Below are 18,916 nucleotides of genomic sequence, written 5' to 3' on the forward strand. Positions count from 1 at the left end.
ATCCGCGGGGCGGGGACGTGCCGGCCCTTGGAATCCCCGGCCGGCCGGGGAAACCCGACCTTGTCGGCCATCCAGACACCCCACAAGGTCGGATTTCCCCTGACAACCTCGGGCGTCGCGGGGTTCGCGCGCGTGCGCTGCGCGTCGCCGCGCCGTAGCCTCCCGCCTCATGCATGACACGCATCCGCTGGCCGGCCGGGCCGCACTCGTCACCGGGGTCAGTCGACGGCGCGGGATCGGCTTCGCCGTCGCGCGGCGGCTGGCGCGGATGGGTGCGTCGCTGGCGATCCATCACCACGCGGAGCACGACAAGATCGAGTACGGCGAGGCCGAGGACGTCGGCGTACTCGCCGAGGAGCTGCGCGCCGACCTGATCGGCGGCGCGCAGCTCGTCGACCTCCCGGGCGACCTGTCGGACCCCGATGCTCCGGCCGCCCTCGTCGAGGGGGCACGGGCAGTGCTCGGTCATCTCGACATCCTGGTGTGCAACCACGCCCACGGCGGCGACGCTGTCTCGATCCGCGACGTCACCGCGGAGGCACTCGATCGGCACTGGGCCGTCAACACCCGGGCCACGCTGCTGTTGACGAGGCACTTCGCCGCCCAGCACGACGGCCGCCCGGGCGGCCGGGTCGTCTGGATGACGTCCGGGCAGGCGCTCGGCCCGATGAGCGACAACCTGGCGTACGCCGCGTCCAAAGCCGCCCTCGCAGGTGCGACGCTCTCGGCCAGCGCCGACCTTGCCCGCGACGGGGTCCTGCTCAACACCGTGAACCCCGGACCGGTCAACACCGGCTACCTCGACGACGCACCGCCCGCGGTGGTCGAGCGCTTCCCGGCCGGCCGCATCGGAGAGCCGGACGACCCCGCCCGGTTGATCGCGTGGCTCGTCTCCGACGAGGGCCGCTGGATGGTCGGGCAGCTGCTCGACAGCGAGGGCGGCTTCGTCCGATGAGCACGCGCCACGTCCTGACCGAGCGGCTCGACCTGCGACCCATGGCACCGGAGGACGCCGAGGTGCTCTTCCCGATCCTGAGCGACCCGCGGATCTGGTGGTACGACCCGGAGCTGCGCCACACCGACCTCGAGCAGACCCGAGCGTACGCCGTACGCGCGGCCGACCGCTGGACGCCCGGGCCGAGCTACTGGACGGTGCGGCTGCGCGCGAGCGGCGAGGTGATCGGCTCCGGCGGCGTACAGCGCCACGAGCCAACGAGCTGGAACCTCAACTACCGGATCGCGCCGGCAGCGCAGGGCCACGGGTACGCCACCGAGCTGGCGCTCGAGGCCCTCCGGGTCGCCCATGCCGCCGACCCGGACAGCGCCGTGATCGCCTGGATCGACGAGCACAACACGCCGTCGCGCCGGGTCGCCGAGCGGGTGGGCCTCCTCGACCAGGGCGTCCGGCCGACCCCGAACGACGGCAGGCCGCGGGTGGCGTACGCCGACCGGCCGCTGCCCGGCGCGCCGTAGGCTCGCGCCCTCCGGATCCTGCCCGGCCGCCGCTACGTTCGCCGTGCTGCACGCGCGCGATCCGCGCACAGGCAGCCAGGTGTGGTCTGACGAGTGACCGCGCGCCGCAGCACGTCCGAGCGCGGCCGGCTGACCGAGGAGGACCCCGCCGAGCACCGGCTGGTCGCGCTCTTCACCGCGAAGGAGCGGGAGACGCTCGCCCGGCTCCTCGAGAAGTGGGCCGTCGACCTCGGCGCTTGACCTTCACCCAACGGCAACGCCCAGCCTCGTCGTACCGGTGATGGTCACCGGAGGACGAGGATGGGTGCCGTGAGCGACCGGATGAGCATCGGCGACTTCGCCCGCAGGACCGGGCTGACGCCGAAGGCGCTGCGGTTGTACGACGAGCTCGGGCTGCTCGTGCCGGTGGAGGTGGACGCCCTCACCGGCTACCGGTGGTACGCCGCCGGGCAGCTCGAGCGGGCCCGGCTGGTCGCGAGCCTGCGACTGGTCGGGATGCCGCTCGCGCGGATCCGGCCGCTGCTCGACCTGCCGCCCGAGGAGGCGGCGGCCGAGCTCGAGGCGTACTGGCGGCAGGTCGAGGCCGACACCGCCTCGCGCCGGCGCGTCGTGCGCACCCTCGTCCAGCAGCTGAGGATCGAGGAGACCAGCATGATCACACCCACCACCGCGCCGCTCCACGCCGAGACCGGGGTCAGCCTCCGGCAGGGCGGGCGCGAGCGCCAGCAGGACGCCGTGATCGCGACGGCCGACACGTTCGGGATCGCCGACGGCTTCGGGGAGCGCGACGACCTGGCGGCCGCCGCCCTCGACGCCTTCCTCGGAGGCGGCTTCGAGGCGGCGCTCGCCGCGGCCGCGACGGGAGGCCCCGAGACCGGGACGACGCTCACCGTCGTACGCCTCGCCGGCGGACGCGCCCGGATCACCCACGTCGGCGACGGCCGGGTCCACCTCGTCCGCGACGACGAGGTCACCCGGCTGACCCGCGACCACACGATGGTCGCGGCTCTCGTCGAGGCCGGCGAGCTGACCGAGGAGGAGGCGCGGTCGCACCCGCACCGCGCCCTGATCAACCGCGCGCTCGCCGGAACGCCCGTCGTCCCCGACGAGACCGGTGTGGACCTGCGTCCCAGCGACCGGCTCGTGCTCACGACCGACGGCGTCCACTCGGTGCTCGCCGACGACCTGCTCGCCGACCTGATCACGGCAGACGCCGGTCCGCAGCGGGTGGCCGACGCGCTCGCGGCCGCGGTCGAGGACGCCGGCGCGCCCGACAACCACGGCGTGGTCGTCGTCGACGTCTCCTAGGCGAGGTAGCCCAGCTCGCGGATCCGGTCGAGCTCCGCACGCAGCTCGGGGTGCGGGGCGGAGTCGGCCGCCCGGGCACCGTGGACGAAGCTGCTCTCCTCCTCCGTCGACGCGCCGTCATAGACGACGGTGAGTCGGTGGGGGGCCGAGGCGTTGATGAGTCCTCCGAGCAGCGCCACCGGGTCGGACCGGTCCTCCAGCGAGAGCACGCGGATCGACTCCGGCACGCGAGGTGCGGCCGCGGCGGGCGCGCCGACGGTCACGACCTGGTCGATGTTGAAGCCGGCCGGCGGCCCGGCGGCCATCGAGGCGGCGGTGGCGCCGCCGGCTGCCGAGCCGACGAGCATCAGGTGGGAGCCCGGCTCCACGGCCTGCTCGATCGCCTGGGTCGCCGCCTCGGCGTACGACGCCAGGTCGCCGGACACCAGCCGCAGCCGTCGCTCGGGCGAGCCGGGGGCGTACGGGCCGGGGAGGTAGGCGATGTAGCGGCCGGGTGCGGCGGGACGGACCGAGACCGAGGTGGTGACGCCCTCGAGGGTGCGCATGAGCTCCTCGAGCGAGCGGGGTACGTCGGCGGCCGGCTGTGACGCGGGGGCCGTCGCCTCCTCGGGCTCGGCGACCAGCTCGCCGGCGACGTCGCGCAGCGCGAACCGGGGGTCGGTCGCGAACGGCCCGACGGAGACCGCCCGCAGCCCGCCGGCGGCGGCCAGTGAGCCCTGCTCGCCCCGCGGGATCCCGGAGGTGAGCAGCGAGCGCAGCTGGAGCGACTCGAGGAGGGTGCCGCCGGAGGCGATGTGCTCCATCAGCTCGGGGTGCTCCTGGGCGAGCTCGCCGAGGTAGGCGGTGACGCCGTCGCGGTCGAGCGCGTCGGTCTCGATCAGCCCGGCGGAGACCAGCGAGCCGCCGAGCTCGACCTCGGGCGCGAGGTAGCCGACGGCGCGGCCGGCGACCGAGCCCAGGCTCTTGTAGGCGGCGCTCTGGAGCTCGTCGATCCACTGGTAGGTGAGCACGGTGGCGCGGACGATCAGCGCGTCGGCGTCGAGCTCGACGCCGCGGTTGAGCAGGCCCTGCTTGCCGCTCGTGGCGGCGCGCACCTCCTCCTCCGCGTCGGCCCAGGTCCTCGGGGAGAGCTCCGCGGAGTCGGCCACGTCGGGATCGCGGAGGATGTCGCTGCCGAGCCTGGCCCAGTCGCGCAGCTGCTCGCCCACCGCGTCGAAGCCGTCGGCGAGCTCGAGCATCCGGGCGTACTTGTCGACGTCGGTCATCGGGCCACCTCCGCGAGCACCGGGGCCAGCTCGGCGGCGAGGTCCGAGGGCTCCACCCGGGTGAGGACGAGCGTGGCCTCGTCGTCGCGGACGGTCGGCCGCATCGCCCGCCAGCCGTCGTCGACGAGGGTCCAGGAGACGATGCCGATCGGGGCCGAGCCCTCGGCGGTGACCGGGGCGACGATCGCGCGCAGCCGGCCGTGGGCCTCGGTCGCGAGCGCGGTGAGCACCGAGATCAGGGTCGCGTCGCCCGAGGCGAGCACCGGCACGAGATCGTCCCGGCCGGAGCGGAGCGCCTCCAGGACCGAGTCGGCCAGGGCGAAGGGGACCTCGAGGTGGTCGGGCACCTGCGACGGTCTGAGCCCGCAGTCCTCCGGCAGCCCGGCGGCGCGGCCGAGCTCCGCGGCCCAGCCTGCGGTCGGGAACCAGGCGAGCTCGAAGAGCAGGCCGTCGGTCGTGGCGAGGGTGGCGACGGCGTCGCCCTTCTGCCGGTGCCAGGCGTGGCCGCGCAGGTCGTCGACGGCCACGTCGAGGTCGACCGCGACCTCCGGGGTGGCGAGCAGGCCGAGGGCGCCGGAGATGCCGGCGTCGAGCTCCTCGTCGACGACCAGCCCTCGTCGGGCGAGCGAGGAGGCGGGGTCGCCGAGCGTCGCGGCCGCCTCCGCGAAGGCGGCGTCCTGGGCCGACGCACGGCTCTGGCCGAGACGGTCCTCGAGGCCGCTGGCGGGTCCCGACTCGACGACGTCGAACGGGAGCGGGGCGTCGACGAGCCGGCAGGCGTGGCGCAGCTCAGCGAGGGTGAGTCCGACCCGGCGGGGTACGCCGGCCCAGGGCTCGTCGGGCTGCGCGGGGGAGGAGGGCCCGAGATCGATCGTCGTCACGCGAGCTCCACCTCCAGCCAGTCCTTGTGGCCGGGCTGCGGCCTGGTGAGGCCGAGCACGCCGTCGGCGGCAAGGGCGTCGGCGCGCCGCTCTGCGGCGGCGATCGCCTCCTTGAGCCGGTCGACCTCGAGCAGGTGCTTCTCGAGCGCGTCCGCGGCGGTCTCGTGGCGCTGGGCCACGTTGCGGAGCGCGAGCGCACGGGCTTTGATCCGCTCGCGCATCGCGTCGGCCGCCCGGCCCCTCCACTCGACGCTCTCCGCGCGGGCGACGAGCTGGTCGGCGGCGACTCGGATCTCGTCGGCCCGCTCCCTGAGCCGCTCGGTCCGGTGGCGCATCACCTCGGTGTCGCCGTACATGTCCCTCCTCTGCCGTGCCCTGCGGGCCCCCTACCCGGCGGCGCGGCTGCCGAAACCACCGACTTCGCTAGGCGACCAGGACTGTGGACAGCCGGTCGAGGGCCTCCTCGATCTCCTCGCCCGAGCCCGCGAAGGAGAGCCGCACGTAGCGGTGGCCGTCCTCGGTGTCGAAGTCGACCCCCGGCGCCACCGCGACGCCGGTGGTGTCGAGCAGCCGGTGGGCCCACACCATGGTGTCGTCGGTCCAGCGGCTCACGTCGGCGTACACGTAGAAGGCGCCGTCGGCGGGCGCCATCGTCGTCACGCCGAGCGACCTCAGCCCGTCGAGGAGCAGCCCGCGGTTGGCGGCGTAGCGCGCGACGTGGCCGTCCAGCTCGGCGTACGCCGCCGGGGTGAATGCCGCGACGGCGGCGTACTGCGCCAGCGCCGGCGGGCAGATGGTGAAGTTCCCGACCAGCACATCGACCGCACGACGCAGCCGCTCCGGCACGAGCAGCCAGCCGATCCGCCAGCCGGTCATCGAGAAGTACTTGCTGAAGCTGCCGAAGACCACCGCCTCCCGGGAGGTCTCCCAGGCGCTGTGGCCACGCCCGCCGCCGTCGTAGGTGATGCCGTGGTAGATCTCGTCGGAGATCAGCCAGATCCCCTGCTCCTCGCAGTAGCGAGCGAGCGCGGCCAGCTCCTCGGGGAGCAACATCGTGCCGGTGGGGTTGGCCGGGCTGGCGACGACGAGCCCGTCGAGCCCGGGGCCCGACCCGTACCGCTCGGCGACCTGCTCGACGGTGGGCTGGAAGCGGGTGGCCGGCCCGGTCGGGATCTCGACGACCTCGCAGCCGAGGGCGCTGAGCACGTTGCGGTAGCAGGGGTACGTCGGCCGGGCCATCGCCACCCGGGACCCGACGTCGAACGCGGCGAGGAACGCCGCCAGGAAGCCGCCGCTCGCGCCGGTGGTGACGACGACGTCGTCGGGCGAGACGTCGAGGCCGTGCCAGCGGCGGTGGTGGCCGGCGATCGCCTCCCGCAGCTCGAGGATCCCGGTGGCCGAGGTGTAGCCGAGCGGGTCGCCGCTCTGCAGCAGCCTGACCGCCTCGTCGGCCACCGCCTTCGGCGCCCCCGTGGACGGCTGGCCGGCCATGAGCGACAGGGCGTCGCCGTGGTCCCGCTGGCGCTGCGCCGCTCTCGCGATCATGTCCATGACGTGGAACGGAGGTACGTCGGCGCGCTGGGCGACGCCCAGCCGCGAGGCCACCGTCCGATCCATGCCAGCAAATTACGCCCGCCGATAGACTCAGACGCCGCCACCCCCACCTGCGAGGTGACATGAGTCTCGACGTGCACCAGCTCGACATGTTCGTGCTGGTCGGCGCCGCGGTCACACTGCTGGCGATCCTCGCGGTACGCGTCTCCTCCAAGGCCGGGCTGCCCTCCCTGCTCGTCTACCTGCTCATGGGCGTCGCGCTCGGGGAGTCCGGGCTCGGCATCCAGTTCGAGGACGCCGAGGCGGCGCACGCGCTCGGGTTCGCCGCGCTGGCGCTGATCCTGGCCGAGGGCGGCGTCACCACCCACTGGGCGGAGGTGCGTCCGTCGATCCGGCTGGGCGCGGTCCTCGCCACCGTCGGGGTGACGATCTCGATCGCCGTAGTCGCGGTCGGTGCCCACTTCCTGCTCGGGCTGACCTGGGAGCTGGCCTTCCTGCTCGGCGCCGTCACCAGCCCCACCGACGCGGCGGCGGTGTTCTCGGTGCTCCGCGTCGTACCCCTCCCGCGGAGGCTCACCGGCGCCCTCGAGGCCGAGTCCGGTCTCAACGACGCCCCGACCGTCGTGATCGTCACCCTGATCGCCGAGGGCGGCATCCACGAGCACGAGCCCTGGACGATCGTCGGGATCGTCCTCGGCGAGCTGCTCCTCGGCATCGTCTGCGGGCTGGCGGCCGGCTTCGGCGGTGCCTGGCTGATGCGCCGCGCCGCGCTGCCAGCGTCCGGTCTCTACCCGCTGGCCGTGCTGACCCTGACCTTCCTCGGGTACGGCGTCGCGACCTGGGCGCACGGCTCCGGGTTCGCCGCGGTGTACGTCGCCGCGCTGGTGCTCGGGAACTCCGACCTGCCCCACCGGGCGGCCACCAGGTCGTTCGCCGAAGGCGTCGCCTGGCTGGCCCAGATCGGGCTGTTCGTCATGCTCGGCCTGCTGCTCTCGCCCGGCCGGATCGGCGTGTCGACGGTCGGCCTGGCGCTGCTCGGGGGCCTGATCCTCACCTTCGTGGCCCGCCCGCTGTCGGTGCTGGTCAGCAGCCTCGCGGAACGGCTGCCGCTGGGCGAGCTCGTCTTCCTGTCGTGGGCGGGCCTGCGCGGCGCGGTCCCCGTCGTACTCACGACCATCCCGCTCGCCGAGGGCACCGACGGCGCCGAGCAGCTCTTCGACCTGGTCTTCGTGATGGTCGTCGTCTACACGCTGCTGACCGGCCCGACGCTGCCGCTGATCGCCCGCTGGCTCGGGATCGCGCGGCCGATGGACCCGCGCTCGCTCGACCTCGAGGTCGCGCCGCTGGAGCAGATCGCCGCCGACCTGCTCCAGGTCCGCATCCCGCAGGAGTCCAAGCTCCACGGCGTCGAGATCGGCGAGCTGCGGCTGCCGCGCGGGGCATCGGTCTCGCTGGTCATCCGCGACGGCCAGACGCTGGTGCCCGAGCAGCGCACGGTGCTGAAGGCGCGCGACGTGCTCCTCGTCGTCGCCCCGCGGAGCCTGCGGGAGACGACCGAGAAGAGGCTCGAGCAGGTCAGCCGGCGCGGCCGCCTGGCCGGGTGGCTCTAGTCGACCGTCGGACTGCAGATCGTCGTGTCGAAGGTGGCCTTGACCATCTTCTTCCCGCCGGAGACCTCGGGGAACTTCTCGCCGACCACCACGACGACGCCGGGGTGGGTGGTCGCCCGCTTGATGATCTTGGGGCCGTGCAGCCAGCTCGCCACGAGGCGTACGGCGGGGCTGTGCGGGGTCGTCGTCCAGATCTGGACCCGGGGCACGCCGGCCTGCTTCGGTGCGTTGGTGCTGGCGCCCTGGCTGAAGCCCTCGTCGGTCAGCGCCGAGATCGTGCGGGCCGCGAGCCCCTCCCGGTCGCTCGCGTTGAGCACCGTCACCACCACCTGCGCGGGGAAGATCTTGTCGCCCTTCGAGACCGGGGTGTCCACGCAGACCGAGGCGTCGGCCTTGCCCGGCAGCGGCTTGGTGAGCGACTTCCAGCCCCAGACGAAGGCTCCCACCAGCACGATGGCGACCACGGAGAGCACGACCGTCGTACGCACAGGGGAGACGCTGCCGGAGAGCATCATGACGCCACCGTGTGCACACGCGCATGGAGCACGTTCCGCTGCTGCAGGGCGGCCCGCAGCGCGCGGTGGAGGCCGTCCTCGAGGTAGTACTCGCCGCGCCACTCCACGACGTGGGCGAAGAGGTCGCCGTAGAACGTCGAGTCCTCGTCGAGCAGCGAGCCGAGCTGCAGGGTGTCCTTGGTCGTCACCAGCTCGTCGAGGCGGATCTGGCGCGGGGGGAGAGCGGCCCATGCCTTCGCGGTCAGACCGTGATCCGGGTAGGGGCGCCCGACTCCGACACGCTTGAAGATCACGCCGCAGACTGTATCGCCGCTTGCCAGGGGCCACATCCCGAAGCGGAGGAACGCGCGCCAGCGCCTGAGGCGACGGCGGAAATTGAATAGGCTTCGGGCATGACCGACGCTGCTGCCATCGTCGAGGCGGTCGGCCCCGGCTACCGGTTCGACGGGCCTGCTCTCGAGCTCGGCGGGCTGATGACCGACGCCGAGAGCCTGTCCGACGTCCACATCCGGATCCCGATCCAGATGTTGAACCGGCACGGCCTCGTCGCCGGAGCGACCGGGACCGGCAAGACGAAGACGCTGCAGCTCATGGCCGAGCAGCTCGCCGCTGCCGGCGTACCCGTCTTCGCCGCGGACATCAAGGGCGACCTCTCCGGGCTCGCCACCCCCGGCGCGGCGAGCGAGAAGGTCAGCGCGCGGGCCAGGACGGTGGGCCAGGAGTGGCAGGCGAGGGGCTTCCCGGTCGAGTACTTCGCGCTGGGTGGCGTCGGCACCGGCATCCCCGTGCGGGTGACGATGGAGGGGTTCGGGCCGACCCTGCTGAGCAAGGTGCTGGGCCTCAACGACACCCAGGAGTCCTCGCTGGGCCTGGTCTTCCACTACGCCCAGCAGAAGCAGCTGAAGCTCGTGGACCTCGCCGACCTGCGGTCGGTGGTGCAGTACCTCGTGTCCGACGAGGGCAAGGCCGACCTCAAGGGGCTCGGCGGGCTCTCGCCGGCGACCGCGGGCGTCATCCTGCGCGACCTGATCGCCTTCTCCGACCAGGGCGCCGACGCGTTCTTCGGCGAGCCCGCGTTCGACACCAGCGACCTGCTGCGGACCGGGGCCGACGGCACCGGGCTGATCTCGCTGATGGAGCTGCCCAACCTGCAGGACCGCCCGGCGATCTTCTCCACCTTCCTGATGTGGCTGCTCGGCGACCTGTACCGCCGGCTCCCCGAGGTCGGCGACGTGGACAAGCCGAAGCTGGTCTTCTTCTTCGACGAGGCGCACCTGCTCTTCAACGACGCCTCGGACGCGTTCCTCGACCAGATCACGCAGACGGTGCGGCTGATCCGGTCGAAGGGGGTCGGCGTCTTCTTCGTGACGCAGTCGCCCACCGACGTACCCGAGGAGGTGCTGGCGCAGCTCGGGTCACGGGTCCAGCACCAGCTCCGGGTGAACACCCCGAACGACGCGAAGGCGCTCAAGGCCACGGTCAACACCTACCCGACCTCGTCGTACGACGACCTCGGCAAGGTCATCCAGACCCTCGGGATCGGCGAGGCGATCGTGACCGTGATGAACGAGCGCGGCGCGCCGACGCCGGTCGCGTGGACCCGGCTGCGCGCCCCGGAGTCGCTGATGGCGCCGACCGCGGCGGCGACCATCGAGGCACAGGTGAAGGCGAGCCCGCTGTACGCCAAGTACGCCACTGCGGCCGACCCGGAGTCGGCCGCCGAGACGCTCGACGCCAGGATGAAGGCCGCCGAGGAGGCGGCACAGCAGGCGGAACGCGAGCAGGCCGAGGCCAAGAAGGCGGCCAGAGGGGCCCGCTCGAGGCCGACGTCGTCGACGAGCCGCCGGAAGCAGGACGACGACTCGATGCTCGAGCAGGTCGTGAAGTCCTCGGCGTTCAAGAACGCCATGAACACCGCCGCCCGGGAGATCGTCAAGGGGCTCTTCCGCCGACGCTGACCCGGGCACGCGAAGGGGCACGCGAAAGGGCCGGTCCGTGCGCAACGGACCGGCCCTTCAGGTCTGCGGTGCGACGGGCTCGGGACCCGTCCCCGCTGTCTGCGATCTCCCGATGGGCGATCAGGCAGACCAGCGAAGCGAGTCGTCGACGAGGTCGGCGAGTGCGTGCACACCTCGCAGGTCCTGCCGCTCGTCCATGAGCTTGGCAAGTCTGCTGGCGTGGCGGAACTTGAGGCTGGCGCGCTGCGTGACCACGCGCTCCAGCTCGGCGTCCCGGTCGAGCGAAATCGGGTTCTCCATCTCGGCCCCCTGAACGTGTCTTGTAGCGGTTCTTGCGGTGTGGCATCAGAGTGCGCCAGCAAGGTCGCCAGAAGATTGTTGGAACGTTACAAGCAGGTGACCTGAGGGCGCGCCCGGGTGTGATCTCGGCGACGTCTTCCGCGGGTCGGAAGTCCCGCCGCCCGGGCCCGATCCGGGACCCATCCCGGACCGATCCGGGACCGACGGGAAGCGGCTAGAGCGACGGCTCGGTGAGGGCGAGCTGGACGACCTCGACGCCCCGGTCCCGGGTCATCAGCCGGCCGCGCCCGGGCGGCATCGGCACCGGCCGCAGGTTGCCGAGCAGCGGGCCCTCGTCGGGTGAGCCGGAGAGCAGCAGGCCCGGCATCGCGAGGTCGCGCAGGGACTGGATCACCGGCTCGTACAGCGACCGCGAGGCGCCGCCCGAGCGGCGGGCCAGGATGACGTGCAGGCCGACGTCGCGCGCCTGGGCGAGCAGCGGCTGCATCGCGTGGACGGGCGAGCCCTGCTGGGTCGCGACGAGGTCGTAGTCGTCGACGAGGACGAAGACCTCGGCGCCCTTCCACCACGACCTGTTGCGGAGCTGCTCGGGGGTGACGTCGGGGCCGGGGATGCGGTTCTCGAGGTACGCCGCTAGGTCCCGCAGCGCCGGCTGCGCCTGCGTCGCGGAGGTGAGGTAGTTGAGCAGGTAGTCCTCCGGGATCTCGCCCAGCATCGAGCGGCGGTAGTCGACCGCGACGATCTGCGCCTCCTTGGGCGTGCGGGTGCGCATGATCTCGCGGGCCAGGGTGCGCAGCAGGGTGCTCTTGCCGGACTGGCCGTCACCGAAGACGAGCAGGTGGGGCTCGGCGTCCGGGTCGATGCCCACCGGGGCGAGCTCCTTCTCGTTGACGCCGAGCCACAGCCGCCTGTCCGTGGACCCGGGGCCCGCCCCGGCGCCGACGCCCGCCTGGGCGAGCAGGTCCTCGAGCGGCAGCTTGGACGGCAGCAGCCGCAGCTTCGGCCCGGCGGGCCCGGTCCAGGCGGCGTCGATCCGCGCGATGAGGTCGTCGACGCCCTCCCCGAGCGAGTCGGCGGCCGGCTCGCCGTCGATGCGCGGGAGCGCCCCGAGGAAGTGCAGCTTCTGCATCACCAGGCCGCGCCCCGGACGGCCGGACGGCACGAGCGCCGCGATCTTGCGGTCGACCTCCGAGTCGAGCGGGTCGCCGAGGCGCAGCTCGAGGCGGGTCCCGAACATGTCGCGCATCGCGGCCCGGAAGTCGGCCCACCGGGTCGCGGCCGCCACGATGTGGACGCCGTACGTCAGGCCCCGCGGGGCGAGCTGCTGGATCTCGAACTCGAGCTCGTCGAAGTCCGCGCGCAGCGTGCCCCAGCCGTCGATGACGAGGAAGACGTCGCCCCAGCCGTCGTCGGCACGGCCCTGCGCGCGCCGGGTGCGGTAGGTCTCGATCGAGTCGATGCCGGCACTGCGGAAGTACGCCTCGCGCCGGTCGATGATCCCGCTGACCTCGGCCAGGACGCGGTGCACGATGTCGGGCTCCGACCGGGTGCCGACACCGGCGACGTGCGGGAGCCGCGCGAGCGGCGCGAAGGTGCCGCCGCCGAAGTCGAGCACGAAGAACTGCGACTCCTGCGGGGTCGTGGTCAGCGCCATCGACGCCACGATGGTGCGCATCAGGGTGCTCTTGCCGCTCCGCGGCCCGCCGACGACGGCGACGTGGCCGGCCGCGCCGCCGAGGTCGATGGTGAGCGTGTCGCGTCGCTGCTCGCGCGGACGGTCGACGGTGCCGAGCGGGATGACGAGGCCGCCGAGGTTGCGCCAGCCCGGCGACACCAGCCCGAGCCGGGGGTCGACGGTGAGGTCGGCCATCAGCTCGTCGAGGGTGTCGGGTACGTCGAGCGGCGGCAGCCAGACCTGGTGGGCCGGAAGCCCCTGGCCGGTCATCCGCTGCACGGCGACGTCGAGCAGCGACGGCTGGTTCCCGTCGGCCGCGGCGGCCGCCGCCGGCGTACGGGCCCCCTCCGGCTCCGGCTCGGGCAGGTCGAGCTGGCGGACCTCGGCGATGGTGAACGGCAGGATGCCCTGCAGCTTGCCGCCCTCGTCGCGCCGGATCCTGCTTCCGCCCGCCGGCGGTCCGGAGACGTAGGCCGCCTTGAACCGCTGCATCGTCGTCGGGTCGGGCTTGAGGTAGCCGAGCCCCGGAATGGCGGGCAGCTCGTAGGCGTCGGGTACGCCGAGGACCGCGCGCGACTCCTGCGCGCTGAAGGTGCGCAGGCCGACACGGTAGGACAGGTGCGACTCGAGGCCGCGGAGCCGGCCCTCCTCGAGACGCTGCGAGGCGAGCAGGAGGTGGAGGCCGAGCGAGCGGCCGAGACGGCCGATCGTGACGAAGAGGTCGATGAACTCCGGCTTGGCCGACAGCATCTCGGAGAACTCGTCGACCACGATGAACAGCGACGGAAGCGGGGCCATCGACGGGTCCGCCGTACGGGCCCGGTTGTAGTCGCGGATCGAGGCGAAGTTGCCCGCCTCGCGCAGCAGCTCCTGGCGCCGCACCATCTCGCCGGAGAGCGCGTCCTGCATGCGGTCGACGAGGGTGAGCTCGTTGGCGAGGTTGGTGATGACGGCTGAGACGTGCGGCAGGTCGGCCATGCCGGCGAACGTCGCGCCACCCTTGAAGTCGACGAGCACGAAGTTGAGCTGCTCGGGCGAGTGAGTCAGGGCGAGGCCGAGCACGAGGGTGCGCAGGAACTCCGACTTCCCGGAGCCGGTCGCCCCGATGACGAGGCCGTGCGGCCCCATGCCCTGCTGGGCGGACTCCTTGATGTCGAGGTGGACCGGGCTGCCGTTGTCACCGAGACCGATCGGCACCCGGAGCCGGTCGCGCGCGGGCCGCGGGCGCCAGGAGAGGTCCGGGTCGAGGGTGCGTACGTCGCCGAGCCCGAGCAGCTCCATGAAGTCAGTGGGGCCGGCGATCTCCGTGGCGCTGCCCTCGCTCTCGCCGCCCGGGCTGATGGTGTGAAGCGCGGTGAGCCGGCGGGCGTACGCCTCCGCGCCCTGGACGCTGAGCTGGTCGACCCGCACCCGGACCGGCTCCTCGCGCACCCGCACGACCTGGGCGCGCCAGCTGGTCTCCTCGCCGTCGGCCTCGGCCTCGCCGGGGCCGGTCAGCAGCAGCCGGAGGTGGCTGGAGTCGATCAGCTCGTCCCAGCGGGCCGGCAGGTCGAGAACGGTGACGCCGTGAACGCCGTCCTCGGGGATCACGTGGTTGCCCGGCGGGACGTGGCCGCCGTCGACGACGACCACGACGTGCGGGGTCATCGGCCGCTCGTCGGCACCGAAGCGGGGCCGCTCGACCAGGTCGGCCGGGAGCAGCACGGCGAGGTCGTCGACCGAGGTCGCCACCATCCGCATCGGCCCGACGGCGTCGGTCTCGCGGGCGCTCTGGGCGTGGGGGAGCCACTTGACCCAGTCCCAGTCGGCGAGGTGGTCCTCGGAGGTCAGCACCGCCACGATGAGCTGGTCGGGGGAGTGGAACGCCGTCGCCGAGCAGATCAGCGCCCGCGCCGCCGACCGGGCCTGCTCCTCGGGCCCGCAGATCTCGATCTTGTCGAAGGCGCCGAGATCGAGCGCGGCGGGCAGGTCGGGCTGGAGACGGTGCACGACCAGCAGTCGGTGGAGCGCGCTCGCGGATGCCGGGTCGACCTGGTCGATCGGCGCGCTCTCGGGCGGCACCAGCTGGAGGGACAGCGGCTGGTTGCAGACGCCGTACCTCACCTGCAGGAAGCGCGGGTCTCCGGAGCCGCGCTCCCACAGCCGGGACCGCTCCTCCGCGATCGCGGGCAGCGACTGCGGGTCGGGGTTGTACCAGGTCAGCGCCCGGCGCTGCTGCTCACCGGCCTTCCGGGCCGTCGCGCGTACGCCGGCGAGGTAGCGCAGGTAGTCGGTGCGCTGGCCGCCCACGGTCTGCTGCCGCTGCTTGCGCTGCCGGTCGATCTGGACGAACACGAACCCGAGCGTCGCGAAGAGGAACATCCCGGCCGAGATGAACTGCCGGCCGCCGGTGCCGCTCTGGCCGCTCATCGTCGCGACGAGGACGATCGAGCCGAGGCTGCCGAGCATCGGGATGGCGTTCATCATGACGCCGCTGGCGCCCTCGGACTGCTCGATCGGCGGCGGGGGCTGCAGGACCAGCTGGCCCTCGGGGATCTCGGGCTCCTCCGTGCGGCCACCACGGAGCGTGGTCGAGATCGTCACATGTCCCCCTTGACTGCCCCTCGAAGACGGAACCCGGAAATCTTGCGCTGGGAAGGCCGGCGGTCGATCGATGATAGAGCCGTGGCACGAGTGCTACTACCCTGCTGACGTCGCCCTACACACGACGGGACCAGACGCACGCATCCGGGAGGCGCGATGACTGGACGCACGGCCATCGGGGTCGGTGCGCTCGCCGTGACCGTGCACGGGCCCGCCGGCGTCCTCGATCTCGTCGTACCCGCCGACGCCCAGGCCTCCGACGTCGCGAGGGAGTACGCCGGCCAGCTCGGTCTCCCCTCGGTGCCCGTCCTGCGCAGCCGCCGCGGGGAGGCGTTCGGGCCGGAGGAGGCGCTCGCCGCGCGCGGGATCGCCAGCGGCGACCTGCTCGTGGCCGACGGTCCGGTCCCGGCCCCGCCGACGACCCGCCGGGCACCGAGCGCCACGACGGCCGCTCCCACGCTCTCGGCACTCTCGGCGTTCTGGGTCGCGGTGGCCGGCGCCGTGGCCGCCCTCGCGGGCTGGACCGGCGCGCACAGCGACGGCGTACGCCTGGACGTGACGGTCGTGCTCCTCGGGCTGGCGGCCCTCACCGGCCTCCTGCCCACCGACGCGCTCGCGCCCCGGCGCGCGGTCGTCGCCCCGGCGTTCGCCGGCGCGGCCGCGTTCGCGGTCGCGTGGGACCCCGAGCCCGAGCGGCTGCCCACCGTGGTCGGCGTCGCCGCCCTGGCGGCCGCGGTGGTCGCGGCGCTGGCCCGAGCGGTCGACCGGCGAGCCGAGGAGGCGCTGCGGGTGTGGATCCTCGCGGGCGCCGCCGTCTTCGTCGTCAGCTGCGGCGGCGCGCTCGCAGGCGTCGCGCCCCAGGTCGTGTGGGCGGTGTTCTTCGTGGCGTCGGTGCTCGCGGCGCGGATCGTCCCGTCGTACGCCGTCGACGTGCCGGACTCCTACCTCATCGACATCGAGCGGCTCGCCGTGACCGCCTGGTCCGCGCGCACACGCCCTGCGGGCCGGCGCGGGCGGACGCTGGTGCCGCCGGCCGCCGTCGCCGAGGTGGCGGCCCGCGGCTCGCGCACGCTCACCGCGGCGAGCTGGGCGGTGCTGCTGCTCTCCTGCGTCTCCGGGCCCCTGCTGCTGGCCACCGCGACGGCGCCGGTGGACCGGATCGGCGCCCGGGTCGTCGTCCTCGCCGGGGCCAGCGCACTGCTCCTCGCGGCCCGGAGCTACCGGCACGCCTTCGCCCGCGGCCTGCTCCGCACCGCCGGCGTGATCACCGGCGCCGCCGGGCTGGCCGCCGTCCTCGCGGCTGCCGACTCCGGCGTGGTCGTCGGGCTCGGCATCGCCGCCGTGGTGATCGCCGTCCTCGTCGTCGCGGCGGCGGTCGCGACCGGCCGCGGGTGGCGCTCGGTCTGGTGGGCGGCACGCGCCGACCTGGCCGAGTCGCTGGCCGGCGCGGCAGCGATCGCGGCGCTGGTCGTCGCGGTCGGACTCGTCCGTCACCTGTGGGAATCAGGTTTCGGTGTTTAGGCCCGTGAGACAGGGGCATATGGAGGTTCGTCCGGCCTCCGGGGGACTGCTCCGGGGTCGGTCGGCAGCAAGACTGACCAATCCGAGCCCGGCGTCCATGTCCGGGGGGAAAGGGAACACGGACACATGACTTCCGGCAACGAAATCAGGCAGGATCACTCACTCAACACCGCCTCGCAGGCCCTGGTCGACGCCCGGGAGGAGCTGAGGCGCAAGGCCGCACGACTCGAGTCGGCGATCATGCACTACCAGAAGGACTTCCAGGGCGACGCCGGTGACGCGTTCTTCGCGCTCCACACGCTGTGGCAGGACCGCCACCGCCAGATCACCAACGCGCTCAACGTCCTCTCCGACGGGCTGACCGGCACCCACAAGCTCGGCATGACGGCCGACGAGACGATCGCGTCGTACGCCAAGCAGGAGCAGAAGGACCTCAGCTACTACGACGGCAAGCTCGGCGGCTGACCGCCACCGCGACGACCAGGAGAGACCGATGAGTAACGACCAGATCTACATCAAGCACGCCTCCCTCGACGAGGCCCGCGCCCACCTCGAGATGGGTGTCAAGGACATCGACAGCACCCTCACCAACCTCGAGCACCAGCTGAACCCGCTGCGCGCCAACTTCAGCGGTCTCGCCAAGGAGGCCTACCAGCTCGCCCAGCAGATGTGGGACGGCGCGATCACCGACATGAAGGCCGCGCTGCTCAAGCACGGCCAGCTCGTGCAGGACGCCAACGACGGGTTCCGCGACGCCGACAAGAAGGCCGCGAGCTACTTCGAGGGCTAGGACCCGACCACGGGCCGTGCGGTTTCGACGCCGCCACGTCCCACCCCCGAAGGGGCCGGTGACTCCACCGGTCCCTTTCGGCACGTCCGCTGAGAGCTCGCCACCACAAGGAGTCAGTCCATGACGCAGATGTCGGTCGGGGCTTCCGGCCTGGTGAGGGTGACCGTCGCCTCCGGGACCCGGCGCGTCGATCTCGTCCTCCCGGGCACGGTCCCCGTGGCCGAGCTGCTGCCCGAGCTGGCCCGCAGCGTCGGGCTGCTCGACGCCGCGACCGTCTACGGCGGCTACCGCGTCGTCCTCGCCGACGGCCGCCGACTGTCCGGCGACACCGGGCTGATCCCCCAGGGCGTCGAGGACGGCGGTGTCCTCACGGTCACGGCGGGCGTCGACGTGGAGCCGCCGCGCGTCTACGACGACGTGGTCGAGGCGATGACCGACGTCGTCGAGCGCGACCTGAAGCCCTGGCAGCCCGAGGCCGGCCGGCGTACTGCCCTCTCGGCCGCGTGCCTGCTGCTCCTCCTCGGGGCCGTCGCCCTGCTCGTCCAGGGCGGCGCGGCGCTCGCCGGCGCCGCTGCAGCGGTCATCGCCGTCGTGCTCGTCGGCGGCGCGGTGGTGCTCTCCCGTGCCGAGTCCGAGCCCGCCGCCGCGGTGGCGGTGTCGTGGATGGCCGAGCTGTACGCCGCCGTCGCCGGCCTCCTGGTGGCGCTCCACCAGACCTCGGACCGGGTCTTCGGGATCCCGGTCGCGTGCGCCGGGGCGGGCGCGCTGATCGCGGGGCTGCTGTGCCTCCTCGGCCTGGGCGAGGGTCGGATGCTGGTGCTCCCCGGTGCGATCGTCGGGCTGGTCTACGTCGCGGCCGGGCTCGTGCTGCACGCCGTCGACTGGCGGGCGCCGGTGCTCATGACGGTCGTGCTCGTCGTGGTCGTGCTCTTCGGGAGCATCTTCCCCTGGATCGCCCTGTCGCTGACGTCGACCGACGTCCAGCGGCTCTACTCCCCGCAGGACATCACTGCCGAGCCCGGCGACATCGATCCGTCGCGGGTGGCGGCCGACGCGCGGGTCGCCCACGAGATCCTGGTCGCGATCTCGGCGACCGTCGGGCTGCTGCTCGTGCTGGTCGCGCCGATGGCCGTCAGCCTCGGCGTCTCCGGCACGCTGCTCGCGGTCGCCGCCTGCCTGGTCGTCATGCTGCGCACGAGGCAGTACCGCACCGGCTCGGAGGTCCTCGTCGGCCTGGTGTCGGGCATCCTCGGCCTGGCGGCGACCGCCGTCGCGCTGCTCTGGCTCCACCCCGACTGGCGGCCCACGACGGCGGTTGTGCTGGCCGCGGCGGGCGGCGTACTCCTCGCGCTGACGCTCGTCCCCACCAGCGCGTCCATCCGGCGCGGTCGGCTCGGCGACGTCGCTGAGACGGTCGGGCTGCTCGCGCTGCTGCCGCTCCTCGTGCTCGCGTCCGGCCTCTTCTCCTCCGTGAACGTCTGAG

General features: G+C 73.2%; 18 protein-coding genes. 10 read left to right on the forward strand and 8 right to left on the reverse strand.

The genetic code is table 11. The features are described 5' to 3' along the window. Window positions 1–169 precede the first annotated feature (169 nt). The 4 genes from ABLE53_RS18915 to ABLE53_RS18930 all read left to right on the forward strand — a co-directional run bounded on the left by ABLE53_RS18915 (window position 170) and on the right by ABLE53_RS18930 (window position 2,781). Window positions 170–955, forward strand: a complete 786-nt coding sequence (locus ABLE53_RS18915; RefSeq protein WP_348860693.1) for an SDR family oxidoreductase — start codon at window positions 170–172, stop codon at window positions 953–955. Beyond that, window positions 952–1,473, forward strand: a complete 522-nt coding sequence (locus ABLE53_RS18920) for a GNAT family N-acetyltransferase (RefSeq protein WP_348860694.1) — start codon at window positions 952–954, stop codon at window positions 1,471–1,473. The genes ABLE53_RS18915 and ABLE53_RS18920 overlap by 4 nt, the downstream gene beginning before the upstream one ends. Before the next feature lie 93 nt (window positions 1,474–1,566). Continuing rightward, on the forward strand, window positions 1,567–1,713 hold the full coding sequence (locus ABLE53_RS18925; RefSeq protein ID WP_348860695.1) for a hypothetical protein: 147 nt from the start codon (window positions 1,567–1,569) through the stop codon (window positions 1,711–1,713). A 69-nt stretch (window positions 1,714–1,782) separates the two neighbouring features. Continuing rightward, complete coding sequence (locus tag ABLE53_RS18930) at window positions 1,783–2,781, forward strand: MerR family transcriptional regulator (RefSeq protein ID WP_348860697.1); 999 nt, start codon at window positions 1,783–1,785, stop codon at window positions 2,779–2,781. Here ABLE53_RS18930 and ABLE53_RS18935 read toward each other — a convergent pair. The 4 genes from ABLE53_RS18935 to ABLE53_RS18950 form a co-directional block, all read right to left on the reverse strand. After that, complete coding sequence (locus ABLE53_RS18935; RefSeq protein WP_348860698.1) at window positions 2,778–4,046, reverse strand: hypothetical protein; 1,269 nt, start codon at window positions 4,044–4,046, stop codon at window positions 2,778–2,780. The two genes, ABLE53_RS18930 and ABLE53_RS18935, sit on opposite strands and share 4 nt — an antisense overlap. Beyond that, window positions 4,043–4,927, reverse strand: coding sequence for a hypothetical protein (locus ABLE53_RS18940; protein ID WP_348860699.1), 885 nt, complete (start codon window positions 4,925–4,927; stop codon window positions 4,043–4,045). Before ABLE53_RS18940 ends, ABLE53_RS18935 begins: the two co-directional genes overlap by 4 nt. Then, entirely contained in the window at window positions 4,924–5,283 is a 360-nt protein-coding gene (locus ABLE53_RS18945) for a hypothetical protein (protein ID WP_348860700.1), read from the reverse strand. The genes ABLE53_RS18940 and ABLE53_RS18945 overlap by 4 nt, the downstream gene beginning before the upstream one ends. A gap of 67 nt (window positions 5,284–5,350) precedes the next feature. Next, on the reverse strand, window positions 5,351–6,544 hold the full coding sequence (locus ABLE53_RS18950) for a pyridoxal phosphate-dependent aminotransferase (protein WP_348860701.1): 1,194 nt from the start codon (window positions 6,542–6,544) through the stop codon (window positions 5,351–5,353). Window positions 6,545–6,603: 59 nt separating this feature from the next. Between ABLE53_RS18950 and ABLE53_RS18955 the strand changes: the two genes are divergently transcribed. Beyond that, window positions 6,604–8,091, forward strand: coding sequence for a potassium/proton antiporter (locus tag ABLE53_RS18955; RefSeq protein WP_348860702.1), 1,488 nt, complete (start codon window positions 6,604–6,606; stop codon window positions 8,089–8,091). On the opposite strand, the gene ABLE53_RS18960 is transcribed toward ABLE53_RS18955, so the two are convergent. Together ABLE53_RS18960 and ABLE53_RS18965 are read right to left on the reverse strand one after the other, a co-directional pair. Continuing rightward, window positions 8,088–8,606 carry a LytR C-terminal domain-containing protein gene (locus tag ABLE53_RS18960; RefSeq protein WP_348860704.1) on the reverse strand — a complete coding sequence of 173 codons (519 nt, stop codon included), beginning with the start codon at window positions 8,604–8,606 and terminating at the stop codon, window positions 8,088–8,090. The genes ABLE53_RS18955 and ABLE53_RS18960 overlap by 4 nt on opposite strands. Beyond that, a complete protein-coding gene (locus ABLE53_RS18965; RefSeq protein ID WP_348860705.1) occupies window positions 8,603–8,899 on the reverse strand; it encodes a type II toxin-antitoxin system VapB family antitoxin in 297 nt (98 codons plus the stop codon). The genes ABLE53_RS18960 and ABLE53_RS18965 overlap by 4 nt, the downstream gene beginning before the upstream one ends. Window positions 8,900–8,998: 99 nt before the next feature. On the opposite strand from ABLE53_RS18965, the gene ABLE53_RS18970 reads away from it, so the two are divergent. Continuing rightward, window positions 8,999–10,564, forward strand: coding sequence for a helicase HerA-like domain-containing protein (locus tag ABLE53_RS18970; RefSeq protein WP_348860706.1), 1,566 nt, complete (start codon window positions 8,999–9,001; stop codon window positions 10,562–10,564). Window positions 10,565–10,684: 120 nt separating this feature from the next. Here ABLE53_RS18970 and ABLE53_RS18975 read toward each other — a convergent pair whose 3' ends face one another. Together ABLE53_RS18975 and eccCa are read right to left on the reverse strand one after the other, a co-directional pair. Then, window positions 10,685–10,864 (reverse strand): hypothetical protein, encoded by a 180-nt coding sequence (locus ABLE53_RS18975; RefSeq protein ID WP_348860707.1) that lies wholly within the window; start codon window positions 10,862–10,864, stop codon window positions 10,685–10,687. Between the two features lie 214 nt (window positions 10,865–11,078). Continuing rightward, window positions 11,079–15,122, reverse strand: coding sequence for a type VII secretion protein EccCa (gene eccCa / locus ABLE53_RS18980; RefSeq protein WP_348860708.1), 4,044 nt, complete (start codon window positions 15,120–15,122; stop codon window positions 11,079–11,081). A gap of 156 nt (window positions 15,123–15,278) precedes the next feature. Here eccCa and ABLE53_RS18985 point away from each other — a divergent pair, with 156 nt between their 5' ends. The 4 genes from ABLE53_RS18985 to eccD all read left to right on the forward strand — a co-directional run bounded on the left by ABLE53_RS18985 (window position 15,279) and on the right by eccD (window position 18,915). Continuing rightward, window positions 15,279–16,643: a ubiquitin family protein gene (locus tag ABLE53_RS18985; RefSeq protein ID WP_348860709.1), complete on the forward strand. Its 1,365-nt coding sequence runs from the start codon at window positions 15,279–15,281 to the stop codon at window positions 16,641–16,643. 126 nt (window positions 16,644–16,769) lie between these two features. Continuing rightward, on the forward strand, window positions 16,770–17,108 hold the full coding sequence (locus ABLE53_RS18990) for a WXG100 family type VII secretion target (protein WP_348860710.1): 339 nt from the start codon (window positions 16,770–16,772) through the stop codon (window positions 17,106–17,108). A gap of 28 nt (window positions 17,109–17,136) precedes the next feature. Beyond that, window positions 17,137–17,433, forward strand: a complete 297-nt coding sequence (locus ABLE53_RS18995; protein ID WP_348860711.1) for a WXG100 family type VII secretion target — start codon at window positions 17,137–17,139, stop codon at window positions 17,431–17,433. Between the two features lie 120 nt (window positions 17,434–17,553). After that, complete coding sequence (gene eccD / locus ABLE53_RS19000) at window positions 17,554–18,915, forward strand: type VII secretion integral membrane protein EccD (RefSeq protein ID WP_348860712.1); 1,362 nt, start codon at window positions 17,554–17,556, stop codon at window positions 18,913–18,915. The last annotated feature ends 1 nt before the right edge of the window (window position 18,916 follow it).

Source organism: Nocardioides asiaticus (assembly GCF_040049175.1).
Taxonomy (GTDB): Bacteria; Actinomycetota; Actinomycetes; order Propionibacteriales; family Nocardioidaceae; genus Nocardioides; species Nocardioides cheoyonin.